Origin of the sequence: Pseudarthrobacter sp. YAF2 (genome assembly GCF_052113345.1) — a bacterium.
GTDB lineage: Bacteria > Actinomycetota > Actinomycetes > Actinomycetales > Micrococcaceae > Arthrobacter.
This window is the reverse complement of the sequence record NZ_JBFRDA010000010.1, coordinates 1-15,194: the sequence shown is the minus strand read 5'-3', so window position 1 is coordinate 15,194 and position 15,194 is coordinate 1. Positions and strand designations below refer to the sequence as shown.

Below are 15,194 nucleotides of genomic sequence, written 5' to 3'. Positions count from 1 at the left end.
GTTTGCCGGGTTGCCGGGGTTCCGGTCAGCCGCGCTCTGCCCGCCGGCCCCGGCGGGTGGTGGGTTCGGGCACGGGTTCGACGCCGGCTCGTCGGCTGCGTTCCCCCAGCGCGGCTGCGGCGAGCGCCCCGGTGTCCGCCACGTCCTCGGTGTGGACGTGGCCGTCGTCGTGCGGCACGCCCCCGGCACGGCCCTCCGCTGCCTTGATGCCTGTGGCCTTGACCACGAGCACGGCGATCAGGGTGGTGACCGGGATGGCCAGGACCAGGCCGATGGAGCCCACCAGCGTGCGGATGACTTCTTCGGACAGTTCCGAACTGGTGAGCGTATCCATCAGGGGCCGGTCGTAGAGCATCACGATGATCAGGATGGGAAGCGCGGCCCCCGCGTAGGCGAAGGCGATGGTGTAGACGGTGGAGGCGATGTGGTCGCGGCCGATCCGCATGGCGGAGGTGAACAGCTTCCGGGCGCTGCTGGCCGGTGCCAGTTCGTAGAGTTCCCACACGGCCGAGGACTGGGTGATGGTGACGTCGTTCAGGACGCCCAGCCCGGAAATGATGAGCCCGCACAGGATGACGCCGGAGATGGAGATGTTTGCCGAGGTGTTCACCAGGGTTGCGGCGTCGTGGCTGCCGACGCCGGCGAGGTTGGCGGCGTCGGTGGCCCAGGCGGCCAAGAGCGACGTGATGCCCAGACCGAAGATGGTGCCCAACAATGCCGTGGACGTCCTCGCCGAGAATCCGTGGGCGAAATAGAGGACCCCGATCATGATCACGGTGGAGCCCACGAGGGTCAGCAGCAGGGGTGGTTTGCCCTCCACCAGGCCGGGGAGGAGGAAGTTGGCCAGGACGAAGTAGGCACCGACGAGTCCGATCAGGGCGCGCAGCCCGCGCCACCGGGCGACGGCGATGACCACTGCGGCGTAGAGCACGGCGAGCAGGACAATCGGCAGGGTGCGGACGAAGTCCACGAAGATGTAGGCCGGCGAGCCCTGTGCCCCGGCGGCCCCCTGGGCGCTTGAGAGGTTCAGGTACCGGATCTGGTCCCCTGGCTTGACCCCGTGCGAGGAGGCCACATCCGGGTTGATGACCACCTTGACCGGGCTGCCGCCCTTGTCCGGCTCCGTGAAGGCGAATGTGCAGTCCGAGCCCTGCCGGGGAGCCTGCCCGGCGGAATCCTGGCCGCTGCCCTGCTGGCTGGATTGCTGACCGGGTGGGGTTTGCTGGCCGGTTCCCTGCTGGCCGCTGCCTTGCTGGTTTGTCTCCTGCATGCAGTTCCCGTTGACCACGCTTTGGATGGTTCCCGTATCGAATGTCACGCCGGGAGCGGTGGAGTACGGGTTGGCGAGCGTGATTCCGTCCTTGCTGCCGGAGGGCCACAGGGCGGCCATCCCGGCCAGGGTGAGCAGCGCCAACGGGATGAGGACCGCCGCCAGGATGCGGTTCGCCTTGCTGCGGGCAGCCATCGCTTGGGGCGTCGGCTCCGAATGGCTCCCGGAAGTGTGGGAGTGACCGGCGCCCATCAGCAGTACAACCTCATGGCTTGTACTCTACGTGCGGCGCCATAGGGTTTATAAATGGACCATCGGATGGGGAGGAACCAGCATGGACAACGGTGGGACACATGGAACCGATACCCGCGGGACGGGGAACAGCGGCGGAGAACAGGCCGGACAGGTTCGTGCGGCTTCCCTGCACCAGCCAGCACTGAGCATCCTTGAGGCATCCGGCGCAACCAAGGGCGTTGTCCTGGTCCTGCACGGGGGGCGGGCCCACAGCCGCGCCCCGGTGGAGGCCCGGCACCTGAGCCCGGCCAGGATGGTCCCGTTCGCCCGTAACCTGCACCGTGCCGGCAGGAAACACGGGCTGGCGGTCTGGTCGCTGCGCAACAGCGTCCGCGGCTGGAACGGCCCGGACATGACCCCGCTGCAGGATGCACGGTGGGCGCTCCGGCAGATCGAAGAACGCCACCCCGGCGTCCCGATCTTCCTGCTGGGCCACTCGATGGGCGGGCTGACCGCCGTCTGCGCCGCCGACCACCCCCAGGTGGAGGCGGTGGTGGCCCTTGCTCCGTGGCTGAGCCCGGAAACCCCGTCGGCCCCGGTGGCCGGAAGGAAAGTGCTGATCGTGCACGGAACCACTGACCACATGACCAGCCCCAAGCAGTCACTGGCGTTTGCCCGCCGCGCCACCGCGGAGGCGGCAAGCATGCAGTATGTGTCCCTTAAGGGCGTCGGGCATTTCATGCTCCGCAAGGTCAGGGTGTGGCAGACGCTGGCCTCCGGGTTTGTCATCAAGTCATTCGCCGAGAGCACGGGCGCCACGGTGCGGCCGTCCAGGGCCTTCACGCAGTTGCTGCCGGAATCGTCCGTGCACGTCACCCTCTAGGCGCGGTCCCGATGCCTTGGCGTCCCCCGCCCAACGACCGCTTCTACCGGGTCATCGTCCGCACCGGGCAGTTCCTGCGTTGGGCCTTCCGGCTGGACATCGTGGCCACGGGCTTGGAACACCTGCCCGCGAAGGAACCCGGCGCCGGCCCCTCGCGCCAGGCGTCCCCCGGAAAGGGAGCCGTGTTCGCCGTCACGCACTTCGGCTACGTGGACTTTGCGGTGGTCGAACTGCTCCTGTGGCGGCACACCCGTGCCAAGTTGCGGTTCCTGGTCCATCAGGGCGCCGCGGACCACTGGCTGGCCGGCCCCGCCATCAGCGCCAGCGGCCATGTGGTGGTGGGCTATACGGACCGTTCAGACGCCTACGATGCCGCGGTGGCCAAGTTGCAGGCCGGCGAGTACCTCGCGGTCTTTCCCGAGGCCGGGGTGAGCCGCAGCTTCACGGTCCGCGAATGCAGGACCGGTGCCGTCCGGATGGCGGCTGAGGCCGGAGTCCCGGTCATTCCGGTTTCGGTCTGGGGCGCGCACCGGGTGTTGACCCGCGGCCACGGATTCTCGCCTCGCCGCAGCTGGCGGGCGCCGGTCCGTCTGGAAGTGGGAGAGCCCATCGTCTTTCCGCGTGACGTTGACGTTGAGGAAGCCACGGAGTGGCTGCGCCGCACGCTCCAGGCCGGGATCGATCGGTGCACCGCAAGCTTTCCGCTTCGGCCGGAACCCGGGACGTGGTGGATGCCGGCGCACCTGGGCGGCGGCGCTCCCTCGGACGCCGAGCGGCAACTCCTGGACGCCGCGGACGCCGCCGCGGGCCGCCGTCGTCGTTCCCGCCAACCAGGTAAGCGCCAGGTCTCGCCGTGATGGTCACGACGACACCTGGCGCTGTCTTGGCTGCCGGATGGGCGGCACACCCTTAATTAGTCGGAGACCACCAGGGTTTCCGCCGCCGCGAGGCGGGCCTTGCCGGACTCCAGGAGGGGTTCGACGGCGGCGCGCAGGGCGGTCATGGAGTCGTCCAGTTCCAGCATCACCGGGTGCTGGTACGCGATGAGGGCGAGCATGTCCCGCACGGCCTCGGCAGCGTCTCCGGCGGACAATGCCGGCTCATGCCCCACGAAAACGTCCGTCGGCGTCTCCGGCCCCGCGGCCTCGGACCCCGGCGCAGCATCGGGGTCGGCCGGGGCCGCGTAACTGACGGCGAAAGCCCGGATGCGGCCCCTCTTGCTTGGCGCCACTCCGGCTCCGAAGGCCGAATCCGGCTCGGCCCGCAGCACAATGGCGCCGTGGGCGCCGGTGAGCTCGTCCAGGAACAGCTTCTGCACCTGCCCCACGGACAGGACCCCTGGTGAGTCCCAGCCGTGAATGGAGGTGTAGTAGCGGCCCACCACATCGGTCAGCTCCACGGAGCCGGTGGCCAGGTCCATCACGACGTCGGAACCGGCGTCCTCGCCGCCGGCCGCACCGTCGCCGTCCTTGGCCGGGAACACGGGCAGCCGGAGGGCGCCCGGCTCCACGACCACCAGGCGCGAACGCTGGATGGGTTCCAGCCCGAACGCTTCGGCGAAAGCGGCGCCGGCGGTGCCGGGCTCCACCTTGGCGCGCAGCTTGGTGACGCCCGACGGCGCGTTTTCGGCCTCGCGGCGCAGCATGGTCAGGAGGCTGGCCCCGATGCCGGCGCGGCGGTGGTCCCGGGCCACCTCGATGTAGGTCCAGAGGCGTTCCGGGTGCAGGGATGCCTCGTAGACGACGCCGGCCGCCACCGGGATGCCGACGCCGTCAATGACGTCCTCGGCCACGATGCAGCGGCGCCACGGCGTGCCGTCCCGGCCGTTGGAGGACAGGGTGAGGGCGCCGCGGAACTGGCGGGCCTCGCCGGTGTCCGGGTCACCCCAGATTTCCAGGAGCGCCAGGTCATCGCCGTCGCGCCATGGGCGGTATTCGATGGCCATGCTCAGGCGCCGATCAGCCGAGCCGCCAGGTAACCCTCCACCTTGTCCAGGGAAACACGTTCCTGGCTCATGGTGTCCCGCTCGCGGATGGTGACGGCCTGGTCCTCGAGGGTGTCGAAGTCCACGGTGATGCAGAACGGGGTGCCGATCTCATCCTGGCGGCGGTAGCGGCGGCCGATTGCGCCGGCGTCGTCGAAATCGATGTTCCAGTTCTTGCGCAGCTGGGCGCCGAGGTCCTTGGCCTTCGGGGACAGGTCCTCGTTGCGGCTCAGCGGCAGCACCGCGGCCTTGACCGGGGCCAGGCGCGGGTCCAGCTTCAGCACGGTGCGGATGTCCACGCCGCCCTTGGCGTTGGGGGCCTCGTCCTCGGTGTAGGCGTCCACCAGGAACGCCATGAAGGAGCGGGTCAGGCCGGCCGCGGGCTCGATCACGTACGGGGTGTAGCGCTCATTGGTGGCTTGGTTGAAGTAGCTCAGGTCCGTGCCGGAGGCCTTCGCGTGGGTGGAGAGGTCAAAGTCGGTCCGGTTGGCGATGCCTTCCAGCTCGCCCCACTCCGAGCCCTGGAAACCGAAGCGGTACTCGATGTCCGTGGTGCCCTTGGAGTAGTGGCTGAGCTTCTCCTTGGGGTGCTCAAAGAAGCGCAGGTTCTCCTCGCGGATGCCCAGGCCCGTGTACCAGGCCATGCGCTCGTTCATCCAGTACTCGTGCCACTGCTCGTCCGTGCCGGGCTCGACGAAGAACTCCATTTCCATCTGCTCGAACTCGCGGGTGCGGAAGATGAAGTTGCCGGGGGTTATCTCGTTGCGGAACGACTTGCCGATCTGGCCGATGCCGAACGGCGGCTTCTTCCGCGACGTGGTGAGGACGTTGTTGAAGTTCACGAAGATGCCCTGGGCGGTTTCGGGACGCAGGTAGTGCAGGCCTTCCTCACTGGCCACCGGTCCCAGATACGTCTTGAGCAGGCCGGAGAACTCCTGCGGCTCGGTCCACTGGCCGCGGGTGCCGCAGTTGGCGCAGACGATGTCCTTCAGGCCGTTTTCCGCCGGGCGGCCCTTCTTTTCCTCGTACTCTTCCTCAAGGTGGTCTGCGCGGTAGCGCTTGTGGCAGGAGAGGCACTCCACCAGGGGGTCGGAGAAGACCTCCACGTGGCCGGAGGCTTCCCATACCTGGCGGGGCAGGATCACGGAGGAGTCAAGGCCCACCACGTCCTCGCGGCCGCGGACCATGGACTGCCACCACTGGCGTTTGATGTTTTCCTTCAGTTCCGCGCCCAGGGGCCCGTAGTCCCAGGCAGAACGCGAGCCTCCGTAGATCTCACCGGCCTGGAACACGAAGCCCCTCCGCTTGGAGAGGGAAATGACCTGGTCGAGGACGGATTTTGCTGCCATGGGGTAACTCCAATTTCTACAGGGCCGCTGGGTGCGGTCCGCGGTTTTTAAAACCCCGGCTGCCGCATGCAGAGCACGCCGGCACCGGGTGGGCGGATGGGGGAAGATGCGTCGAAAGCTGCGTGTACTAGCCTACCGGCCGGCGCCCCCGGAGCGCGCCCCGCGGCCAGGGCAACGTGGCGAGGATGATGGCACCGAGCGTGAGCAGGGTCCCCAAGACGGTGGCCGGGGCCACGATGGAGCCCGGGGCGGGCAGCACCAGGTCCAGTGCCAGGGATCCCAGGAGTTGGCCCGCGATCATGCCAAGCCCGGTGACCAGCACGCCGAGGCTGCGGACCAGCAGGGCGCCCAGGCCGATAAACACGCAGCCCATGGGACCGCCCAGGTAATACCACCAGTCGGCGGGCAACGGATTGCCCGGGCCGGCCACCGCGAGCTTCACGGCGAACGCTGCCCACAGCACGATTGTGCCGGCCACGAAGTTGACCAGCGTTGCCGCGATGGGGGTGCCGTAGTGGACCGTGGCGGTGCCGTTCATGGCCTGCTGGAAGCTCATGAGGAACCCTGCCGCCACCGGCAGCAGCAGCGGAACGAGCAACGCGCCCGGCCCGGCATCGCCGCCGGCCCCTGCTCCGCTGAACCGTGGCGACACTGCCCAGGCGACGGCGGCGATGGTCAGGACGCAACCGATGATGCGGATTCCCGTGACGGATTTCTTCCCGGCCGGGCCGATCCCCAACCGGTCCACAAGCAGCCCGCTCACGGTCTGCCCCGTGACGGTGGCGACGGTAAAGAGGGCCACCCCGAGGAGGCCGACGGTGAAGGACTGGGCGAAGACGAACAGCGCGCCGATGGCTCCGGCCAGCACATAGATGCGCGGAAAAGCGCGGGTACGGACGGCCGGGAGGATGCTGGCCAGACCGGCACGGCCGCGCGGCAGGACCAGCGAGATCAGGATCATCAGCAGCAGGCCTGTGCTGAAACTCACCACGGCTGCGGCGATTCCGTCGTTGAGGCGGGCGCCGAGGGCCCCGTTGATGCGCCCCTGGACGGGGATGGCAAGGCCGGAACCTACGGCCAGCGGCAGGCCTGCGAGCACCGGCAGGCGGGGACGGGAGGTCATTGAATCCACCTTAGTTCAGGCATTATTGCTGTATGAGCAACCCCATTGACGACGTCCCCATCCGCGACAGCATGATCCGGCTGGGCCAGCTGTTGAAGCTTGCCAACCTGGTGGAGGACGGTGTGGAGGCAACGGAGCTCATCAAGAACGGGCTGGTCAAGGTCAACGGCGAAATCGACGACCGCCGCGGACGCCAGCTGCACAATGGCGACACCGTCACCGTCAACGGCCAGACCGTCCGAGTGGTGGCGCCAAAGGCGGACTAGCCACGCAGCCGGCCGCCCGCCGTCGTACTTCTACTTGTTCAGCACCTCATGGGTGAGGAACTCCCCCACGTGCCCGATCTCCTGCTGGTTGATGCCGTGCCACATGCCGGTGTAGAGCACCTTGGTGAGCTTGACGTGCTTGCGCACCCAGCCCATGGTGAACTCGATCTTGTCCTCGGTGATCACCGGGTCCTGCTGGTCCCGGCCCCAGAACATGGGGACGTTTCCGTCCAGTTCGGCGTCCCTGAAGGCGGGGTCGCCGGCGGCGTCCACCACGAAGCCTGAGAGTCCGACGACGGCTGCGAAGTCCGTGGGGCGCTGGCGCAGGAGGGTGGTGGCCATGGCCATGCCCATGGAGAAGCCCAGCAGTGAGACGGAGGGGTGGCCTTCCCTGATGGTGTCGATCCATTCCAGGACGTACGCCGAAGCCGCCTTGACCCGGTCCAGGGAGTAGTCGATGGAGGCCGTGAGGGGGAACCAGGTGAAGCCGGGTCCCATGGCGATCGGCGCCCGGACGGATGCCACCGCGAAGTCCCCGGGAAGCATATCGGCCAGGCTGAACAGGTCCTGCTCGTTCGCACCGTAGCCGTGCAGCAGCACCAGCAGCGGCTTGCCGGCACGCTGGTCTTCGGGATGGGACCACAGGACAACGGGAGCGGGAAATACTTCGGCGTCAGTCATGGTTTCCATTCTTACAGTTACCGGAAAGTAACAACCTACGTTGGCGTAGCCAGTGAAGCGGAAGGCAGGATAGGACAGTGACTGACGCAAGTGCCATCCAGACCCCGTCCGCGCACCCCGGTTCCCACCCCTGGAACCGGTACGTGGCGATGGGCGATTCCTTTACCGAGGGCATCGGCGACCCCGAGCCCGCAAGCCCCGGCGGCCACCGCGGCTGGGCCGACAGGGTGGCCGAAGAACTGGGCCGCACCAAGCCGGACTTCGCCTACGCCAACCTGGCCGTCCGCGGCCGGCTCCTGCAGCAGATCGTGGACCAGCAACTGGCTCCGGCCCTGGCGCTGAAGCCGGACCTGGTCACCCTGTCCGCCGGCGGCAACGACCTGATCCGTCCGGGCGGGGACCCCGACGCACTGGCCGAGAAACTCGATTCCGTGGTCCAGATCCTGTCCATGGGCGGCGCCACCGTGGTCCTGTTCAACGGGCCGGACACCGGTTCCTCGGTCCTGGGCAGGATCCGGAGCAAGGTGGCCATCTACAACGAGAACCTGCGGACCGTCGCGGCCCGGCACGACGCCGTCATTGCTGACATGTGGTCCCTCCGGCAGCTGAGCGATCCACAAATGTGGGACCAGGACAGGCTGCATTTCTCACCCCTGGGCCACCACACCATCGCGGCCATGGTGCTGGACTCGCTGAACGTGGAGCACTCGCTGGAACCGCTCCAGCCCAAGGCGCTGCCGCCGCGGACCTGGCGCGAGGCAAGGACCGGGGACCTGGTGTGGGCGCGCGAATATTTCGTGCCCTGGGTACTGCGCCGGCTGCGGCACCAGTCCTCCGGTGACGGCATCACGGCAAAACGGCCGACGCCGGGTCCCGCCTTCGGCCCGGGCGTTCCGTTGGGATCCGGTGAAGGTCCGCTGGGAACCTCGGAGCCCAGCCGCCGGTAGCACCGCCCGGGGTTAGGCTGGAAGGACAACCTTCGAGAGGCGCGGCACCGTGAGCAGCTTGTTTTTGTGGATCATCATCCTGTCCTTCGTTGTCCCCATGGCCATGCGGATGTACCGGCGATCCATGGCGCGGCGGGACCGGGACCAAGGCTTGCCGGGGCCCGGGCAGTACGGGCCCGGCGGCTTCCCGGGGCCCGGGCAGTACCCGGGCCAGTTTCCCGGGTCCGCAGGGCCGCAGAGCAACCAGCCCCGCGACGGCTATACCCAGCAGGACTACTTGTCCGGCGGTTTCCGCCAGCCCCGGCCTGCCGATGATTCCCAGCCACTGCCCTACCAGTATGGGCAGCCGCCCATGCCGGACCCCCGGTACGGCGCTCCGCAGGAACCGCCCTTCCAGCAGTTCCCCGGCCAGCAGCAAGGCTTTGGCCAGCCGCAGGGTCCCGGCCAGCCGCCGGCCGGCCCGCCGTCGGGTCCGGCCACTCCCCCGCCGGGAGCGCCCCAGGGATTCCGTGCCCGGAAGCTCGCAGAACTGGACCAGCAGTACAGCAACGGCGAACTGTCCATGGAGGACTACATGAAGCGCCGCGGCGAGATCATGAACGGCTGAGAGCCGGGCTCCGCCCAGCCTCAGGCACGGAAGAGCCGCCTGACCACCTGCCCGGATGCCAGCGCATCCAGTCCCTCGTTGATTTCGGTCAGCGGCCGGGTGTCGGTATGCAGCAGTCCGACCGGAAGCCTGCCTTCGCGCCAGTAGCCAAGGTATTTCGGGATGTCGCGGCCGGGCACTGCGTCACCCATGTAGGAGCCCAGGAGTCGCTTGCCCGCCCCTGCGAACTGCAGCGCGGGAACCGTCAGTTCGGCGGACGGATGCGGCAGGCCCACCGAGACAACCGCACCGCCCCGCGTCACCAGTTCCAGGCACGTGGCGATCACGCCGGTCGAGCCGACCGCCTCAACGGCAACGTCCACACCGTCCCCGGCGGCCTCTTCAACCAGCCGGGCCGCGTCCGCGGGTGTTCCCACCGCTGTGGCGCCGGCATCCAGGGCCAACTGGTGCTTGCCCGGATTCGGATCGATGGCGATCACGCCGGCTGCCCCGGCGAGCCGGCCCGCCATGACTGCGGACAAGCCCACTGCTCCGAGGCCGAAGACTGCCACGGACTGTCCGGGATTGACGCCCGCGGTATTAAGCACAGCCCCCATTCCGGTGAGCACGGCGCAACCAAACATCGCCGCAACTGTGTCCGGGACGTCGTCGTCAATTACCACCACCGATTCCCGCGCAACCACCGCATAATCGGCAAAGGCCGAGACGCCCAGGTGATGGTTGATGCGCTCCCCCGCGGGCGTGCGCAGCAGGGCCGGCCCGTGCAGCAGGTCACCGGAACTGTTGGTCTCCGCTGCGCGGTGGCAGAGCGCGGGCCTTTCGGACCGACAGGCCCGGCAGTGGCCGCAGCTGGGCACGAAGACCAGCACAACGTGGTCTCCGACAGACACGTCCGCCACGCCGCCGCCCACGGATACCACCCGCCCCACGGCCTCGTGGCCCAGGGCCATCGGAAGCGGCCGGACCCGGGAGCCGTCCACCACGGACAGGTCCGAATGGCACAGGCTGGAGTACGTGATGGCAACCCCAAGCTCCCCGGCGCGCGGCTGCGGCTGGTCCAGTTCCTGCACCACCAGGGGCTTGGCGTCGGCGTAGCGGCGCTTCCCCGGTGCACTTCCGGGGGCGGGAACAGCGGGAACGGTGGAGTAAAGGACGGCGGCTTTCATGGCACGATCATGCCGTACTTCGCGTCCGGGGCGCCTGCACTGCGGCACCGCCGCGTCGGCAGCCCCGTGGTGGGTACCGAATGGTGGCGCCGCCGCCCGCAGCCGGGATGCGGCGAGCGCTGCTAGACCAGGAACGCGGTCCGGAGCTGGTGTCCCAGCTGCCCGATCTCGGTCAGGAAGCCATCGTGGCCTATTGGTGCCTGGATCATATGTACGTCGACCTCGCCGGGCAGCGCCTGCGCCAATTCGCGGGACTGGGACGGGAAATAGAGCCTGTCGGAGTCCACGGCGGCGACGAAGAACCGGGCGGTGGAGGATGCCAGCGTTTCGGCCAGTGGCCCCCGTCCCCGGCAGATGTCGTGGCTCATCAGCGCCTCGGTGAGGGCGATGTAGCTGTTTGCGTCGAAGCGTCGGACGAGCTTGCTGCCTTGGTGATCCAGGTAGCTTTCCACCTGGTAGCGGCCGCGGTTTGCCAGTAATCCGCCGCGCAGGGGCGACTCCGGCGCCTGGGGTTCCCGGCCGAACCGCCCTTCCAGTTCCGCGGCGGACCGGTATGTGATGTGGGCGATGCGCCGGGCCAGGGCCAGTCCGTCTTCCGGGCACGGGCCGCCGTAGTAGTCGCCGCCGTTGAAATTCGGGTCCTGGCGGATGGCCAGGGTCTGGGCCTGGGCGAAAGCGATCTGTTCGGCCGTGCTGGCAGCCCCGACGGAGATGACGGCGCAGCGCTGCACGCGGTCGGGGTAGGTCACGGCCCACTCAAGGGCGCGGGCGCCGCCCATGGAACCGCCAAGGACGGCGTACCAGCTCCCGATGCCCAGCTGATCCGCCAGCCGGGCCTCCGCAACAGTGCTGTCCCGCAGCGTGACCAGCGGGAACCGCGACCCCCACGGCGCTCCGTCCGGGGCTGGCGAGGACGGGCCCGTGGATCCGTAGCAACCGCCCACGATGTTGATGGACACCACGAAGAAACGGTCGGTATCCACGGGAGCGCCGGGACCGGCCAACTGTTCCCACCAGCCCTCTTCGTCCGTGTCGCCGCGAGTCACGTGGGTGCTGCCGGTCAGGGCATGCTCGATCAGGATGGCGTTGCTGCCGTCCGCATTCAGCGTGCCCCAGGTTTCGTAAGCCAAGGTGACATCCGGCAGGTAGCCGCCGCCCTCCAGCTCGAGTCCTCCAATGGAGGCGTAGCGGACAACTCCGTGTTCGGGAATGGTGGTTCGGGCGACGGTAACCGTCATGGCAAGACCTCTTCTACGCGCTTGCCTGCCGTCATTTGACCGGCAGGCCAGGTCTTCACCCGGGGCACCCCACCGCGGAAGGAGGGTTGCCGGCCAGCAAGCCGGGGCTGTCACTGGCACTCATGACCTGGTTCGAGTGTACGAAACACCCCCCACCCCAGGCCAAGAGTGTGACTGGTTGTGACTTCCCGGCGTTGCCGGCCGCCCGTGCCGCCGCGTGCTGCCAATCAGGCGTCAGCGGCGCCCTTGGCCGCGCGGAAACCGGCTTCAAGGTCAGCCAGGATGTCGTCGATGTGCTCCAGGCCGACCGACAACCTGACCAGCCCGGGATTGACCCCGGCCACCACCTGCTGCTCGGGCGAGAGCTGGCTGTGGGTGGTCGACGCCGGGTGGATGACAAGGGAGCGCACGTCACCGATGTTGGCCACGTGGGAGTGCAGTTCAAGGGCGTCGACGAAGCGCTTGCCCGCCTCCGCGCCACCGGCCAGGTTGAAGGCGACGACGGCGCCGGTCCCCTTGGGGCCGTACGTGCGGCCACGCTCATACCAGGGGCTGGACGGAAGCCCCGCGTAGGCGACCGATTCGACGTCGTCCCTTGCCTCCAGCCAACGCGCCACTTCCGTGGCGTTGGAAACATGCCGTTCCACCCGCAGGCTCAACGTTTCCAGGCCTTGCGAAATCAGGAAGGCGTTGAACGGGGAGACCGCCGAGCCGAGGTCGCGCAGCAGCTGGACACGGGCTTTGAGGATGTAGGAAAGGTTGGCACCCAGTGCACCATTGGCGCCGAGGTCGCGGGCGTAGACCAGGCCGTTGTAGGTGGGGTCCGGGGTATTGAAGCCGGGGAACCGCTCGGGCTCTTTGCCGAAGTCGAACTTGCCGGAGTCGACAATGACGCCGGCGATGGCTGAGCCGTGGCCGCCCAGGTACTTGGTGGCGGAGTGGATCACGATGTCCGCACCCCATTCCAGCGGCCGGATCAGGTAGGGAGTGGAAAGGGTGTTGTCCACGATCAGGGGAACGCCTGCCTGGTGTGCCACCTCGGAAATGCCTTCGATATCCAGGACGTCCTGGCGCGGGTTGGAAACCACCTCGCCAAAGAACAGCTTGGTGTTGGGCTGCACAGCCCCGCGCCACTGGTCCAGGTTGTCCGGATCGTCCACGAAGGTGACCGAAATGCCGAACTTCTTCAGGGTGTGGGCGAACAGGTTGTACGTGCCGCCGTACAGGCTGGGGCTGGCCACGATGTGGTCCCCGGCCTCTGCGATATTCAGGACCGCGAAGGTCTCCGCGGCTTGGCCGGAGCTCAGCAGCAAAGCGGCGAGGCCACCTTCGAGGCTGGCGATCCGCTGCTCCACAGCATCCTGGGTGGGGTTGCCAATGCGGGTGTAGATCGGCGCCAGTTCAGCCAGGGCAAAACGGTTGGCTGCGCTCTCGGCGCTCGGGAACACGAAGGACGTGGTCTGGTAGATGGGCAGTGCGCGGGCTCCGGTGGCACTGTCAGGCTCCTGGCCTGCATGGATCTGGCGGGTTTCGAAGGACCATCCGTTGGACATCTCAGTCTCCTATGACATGGGCCCGGCATGCTGGGAGCACTACGGGCCGCGCTTGCTTCCGGCTCTTGCCGGACAGCCTGGTCCTCACCCGGGGCACCCCACCGCGGATGGAGGGTTGCCGGCCAGCGAGCCGGGGCTTGTCGCTGGTACTCATGACCTGCGCCCAGTGTAGGAACATCGCTCCGGCCGGGGACAGCATTGTGACGAACATGGTCTTCCGTTGTTGGCGACCCGCGGGCCGCGCGGCCTTCGGTACACGGGCTGGATCCGGGGCGAATGGAAGTGTCATGCGGAGGTTTTCCAAGGTTCCACAAGTAATGCGCAGGATCGCCCGAGGTTCGGCCGCCAGCCTCCGTGGCTCAGATACCTTGGAAGCCGGAAAGCATCATCCGGTCTCTTCCCCGGACCAACCACAATTGGAACACGATTCCGTTGTCCCAGCCTCTACGCCTGGCCCTTGGCGCCGCACTGTTGTCCGTCGTCGTCCTCTGCTCAAGCGGTGCCCCGGCGCAGGCATCGGCGCTGGCTGCGGCACCGGCGTCGCCCTCTGCCGCTCCTGAAAGCGCGAATGGCCGCTACCTCGTCCAGTTCCCGGCGGGGACCGACGTGACAGCTGAGGCACGGGATTTGCGTGCGCAGGGCATTGGGGTCAACCACACGTTTTCGACGGCGCTCCGAGGGGCGGCGATCAAGGCCACGGCGGCGCAAGCGACCGCACTGCTCCGTTCGGGCAGGGCCACGGCGGTGGAGGCAGACGCGGTATCGACGATTTCAGACACCGAAAAGCCGGCTCCTTGGGGACTCGACCGGCTCGACCAGCAGGCGTTGCCATTGTCCGGTTCCTACACGCACGACAGTTCCGGCCTTGGCGTCCGCGCATACGTCGTCGACACCGGGGTCCTTGCCTCGAACGTGGACTTCGGCGGCCGGGTTGCAGCGGGCTGGACAGCGCTGTCCGACGGCGGAGGGACAAGTGACTGCAACGGACATGGGACCCACGTCTCCGGGATCATCGCGGGAACCGTCAACGGGGTGGCAAAGTCCGCCACCATCGTTCCGGTGAGGGCCTTGGCTTGCGACGGCACGGGCTACTACTCCGACATCATTGCCGGACTGGACTGGATTGCCGGTGACCACGCGCCCGGCACACCGGCTGTGGTCAATATGAGCCTGGGCGGACCGGGCAGCAGCCTCCTTGACACGGCAGTCCAAAACGTCATCAACGACGGTATCCCTGTCATCGTCGCAGCAGGGAATTCAGCCGCAGATGCCTGCACCGCCTCGCCTGCCCGCGCCCCGTCCGCCATGACTGTGGCGGCCAGCGACTCGTCGGACCGGCAGGCATCCTTCTCCAACTTCGGCCAGTGCGTGGATCTTTACGCCCCGGGGGTAGGCATCACCTCCACCTGGAATACGTCGTCGACGGCCACCGCATCCCTGAGCGGAACATCCATGGCCGCGCCCCACGTCGCCGGCGCCGCAGCCCTCATTCTTTCCCAGCACCGCTGTTTACGCCTGACCAGGTAACGGATGCGGTCCTTTCAACGGCCGTTCCCGGAACGATCACAGGTACTGGCGCCGGCACGCCAAACAAGCTGCTCCACGTACCGACGAATCCACGGCAGCCGGGGGCCTTTTCGTCCCAGGCCCCGTTCCGGCAACTGGACACCCGCAACGGCACAGGCGGCATCAGCGGTCCGGTCGCACCCGGAGCCACCATCCGCGTCCCCGTCACCGGCCGCGGGGCATCCCCACCACCGGAGTATCCGCCGTCGCCGTCAACGTCACCGTCACCGCACCCACCAGCTTCGGCAACATCACCGTCCACGCCGGCGGCACCCCCACCCCAGGAACCTCCAACCTCAACTTCAGCACCGACCAAACCACCCCCAA

Annotated in this window: 14 protein-coding genes and 2 riboswitches; of the genes, 6 read left to right on the top strand and 8 right to left on the bottom strand. The window is 67.9% G+C overall.

From position 1 onward, the window contains the following. Positions 1–25 precede the first annotated feature (25 nt). Complete coding sequence (locus AB4Y79_RS11795) at positions 26–1,465, bottom strand: YibE/F family protein (RefSeq protein ID WP_441861839.1); 1,440 nt, start codon at positions 1,463–1,465, stop codon at positions 26–28. A 139-nt stretch (positions 1,466–1,604) separates the two neighbouring features. On the opposite strand from AB4Y79_RS11795, the gene AB4Y79_RS11790 reads away from it, so the two are divergent. After that, the gene (locus AB4Y79_RS11790; protein WP_441861837.1) at positions 1,605–2,387 is read left to right on the top strand and encodes an alpha/beta hydrolase; all 783 of its coding nucleotides are present in this window, start codon (positions 1,605–1,607) and stop codon (positions 2,385–2,387) included. 11 nt (positions 2,388–2,398) lie between these two features. Beyond that, on the top strand, positions 2,399–3,244 hold the full coding sequence (locus AB4Y79_RS11785; protein WP_441861835.1) for a lysophospholipid acyltransferase family protein: 846 nt from the start codon (positions 2,399–2,401) through the stop codon (positions 3,242–3,244). A gap of 56 nt (positions 3,245–3,300) precedes the next feature. Here AB4Y79_RS11785 and AB4Y79_RS11780 read toward each other — a convergent pair whose 3' ends face one another. The 3 genes from AB4Y79_RS11780 to AB4Y79_RS11770 form a co-directional block, all read right to left on the bottom strand. Next, a complete protein-coding gene (locus tag AB4Y79_RS11780; protein WP_441861833.1) occupies positions 3,301–4,332 on the bottom strand; it encodes a GNAT family N-acetyltransferase in 1,032 nt (343 codons plus the stop codon). Between the two features lie 2 nt (positions 4,333–4,334). Next, positions 4,335–5,720, bottom strand: coding sequence for a glycine--tRNA ligase (locus tag AB4Y79_RS11775; protein ID WP_441861831.1), 1,386 nt, complete (start codon positions 5,718–5,720; stop codon positions 4,335–4,337). A gap of 127 nt (positions 5,721–5,847) precedes the next feature. Further along, a complete protein-coding gene (locus AB4Y79_RS11770) occupies positions 5,848–6,843 on the bottom strand; it encodes a DMT family transporter (protein WP_441861828.1) in 996 nt (331 codons plus the stop codon). Between the two features lie 32 nt (positions 6,844–6,875). On the opposite strand from AB4Y79_RS11770, the gene AB4Y79_RS11765 reads away from it, so the two are divergent. Further along, positions 6,876–7,109, top strand: coding sequence for an RNA-binding S4 domain-containing protein (locus AB4Y79_RS11765; protein WP_441861826.1), 234 nt, complete (start codon positions 6,876–6,878; stop codon positions 7,107–7,109). Positions 7,110–7,139: 30 nt separating this feature from the next. Here AB4Y79_RS11765 and AB4Y79_RS11760 read toward each other — a convergent pair whose 3' ends face one another. Then, on the bottom strand, positions 7,140–7,790 hold the full coding sequence (locus AB4Y79_RS11760; RefSeq protein ID WP_441861823.1) for an alpha/beta hydrolase: 651 nt from the start codon (positions 7,788–7,790) through the stop codon (positions 7,140–7,142). Positions 7,791–7,867: 77 nt separating this feature from the next. Here AB4Y79_RS11760 and AB4Y79_RS11755 point away from each other — a divergent pair, with 77 nt between their 5' ends. Both AB4Y79_RS11755 and AB4Y79_RS11750 read left to right on the top strand, forming a co-directional pair. Beyond that, a complete protein-coding gene (locus tag AB4Y79_RS11755; RefSeq protein WP_441861821.1) occupies positions 7,868–8,737 on the top strand; it encodes an SGNH/GDSL hydrolase family protein in 870 nt (289 codons plus the stop codon). Between the two features lie 49 nt (positions 8,738–8,786). Continuing rightward, entirely contained in the window at positions 8,787–9,344 is a 558-nt protein-coding gene (locus AB4Y79_RS11750; RefSeq protein WP_441861819.1) for a hypothetical protein, read from the top strand. 20 nt (positions 9,345–9,364) lie between these two features. Here the strand turns inward: AB4Y79_RS11750 and AB4Y79_RS11745 are convergent, their stop codons facing one another. The 3 genes from AB4Y79_RS11745 to AB4Y79_RS11735 all read right to left on the bottom strand — a co-directional run bounded on the left by AB4Y79_RS11745 (position 9,365) and on the right by AB4Y79_RS11735 (position 13,301). Continuing rightward, the gene (locus tag AB4Y79_RS11745; RefSeq protein ID WP_441861816.1) at positions 9,365–10,510 is read right to left on the bottom strand and encodes an alcohol dehydrogenase catalytic domain-containing protein; all 1,146 of its coding nucleotides are present in this window, start codon (positions 10,508–10,510) and stop codon (positions 9,365–9,367) included. Between the two features lie 122 nt (positions 10,511–10,632). After that, positions 10,633–11,748 (bottom strand): homoserine O-acetyltransferase MetX, encoded by a 1,116-nt coding sequence (metX, locus tag AB4Y79_RS11740; RefSeq protein ID WP_441861815.1) that lies wholly within the window; start codon positions 11,746–11,748, stop codon positions 10,633–10,635. Positions 11,749–11,760: 12 nt separating this feature from the next. Further along, positions 11,761–11,876, bottom strand: a riboswitch (SAM riboswitch). Positions 11,877–11,975: 99 nt separating this feature from the next. After that, positions 11,976–13,301 (bottom strand): bifunctional o-acetylhomoserine/o-acetylserine sulfhydrylase, encoded by a 1,326-nt coding sequence (locus tag AB4Y79_RS11735; RefSeq protein ID WP_441861812.1) that lies wholly within the window; start codon positions 13,299–13,301, stop codon positions 11,976–11,978. Between the two features lie 43 nt (positions 13,302–13,344). Next, positions 13,345–13,459, bottom strand: a riboswitch (SAM riboswitch). A 274-nt stretch (positions 13,460–13,733) separates the two neighbouring features. Between AB4Y79_RS11735 and AB4Y79_RS11730 the strand changes: the two genes are divergently transcribed. Further along, complete coding sequence (locus tag AB4Y79_RS11730) at positions 13,734–14,828, top strand: S8 family peptidase (RefSeq protein ID WP_441861810.1); 1,095 nt, start codon at positions 13,734–13,736, stop codon at positions 14,826–14,828. Positions 14,829–15,194 lie beyond the last annotated feature (366 nt).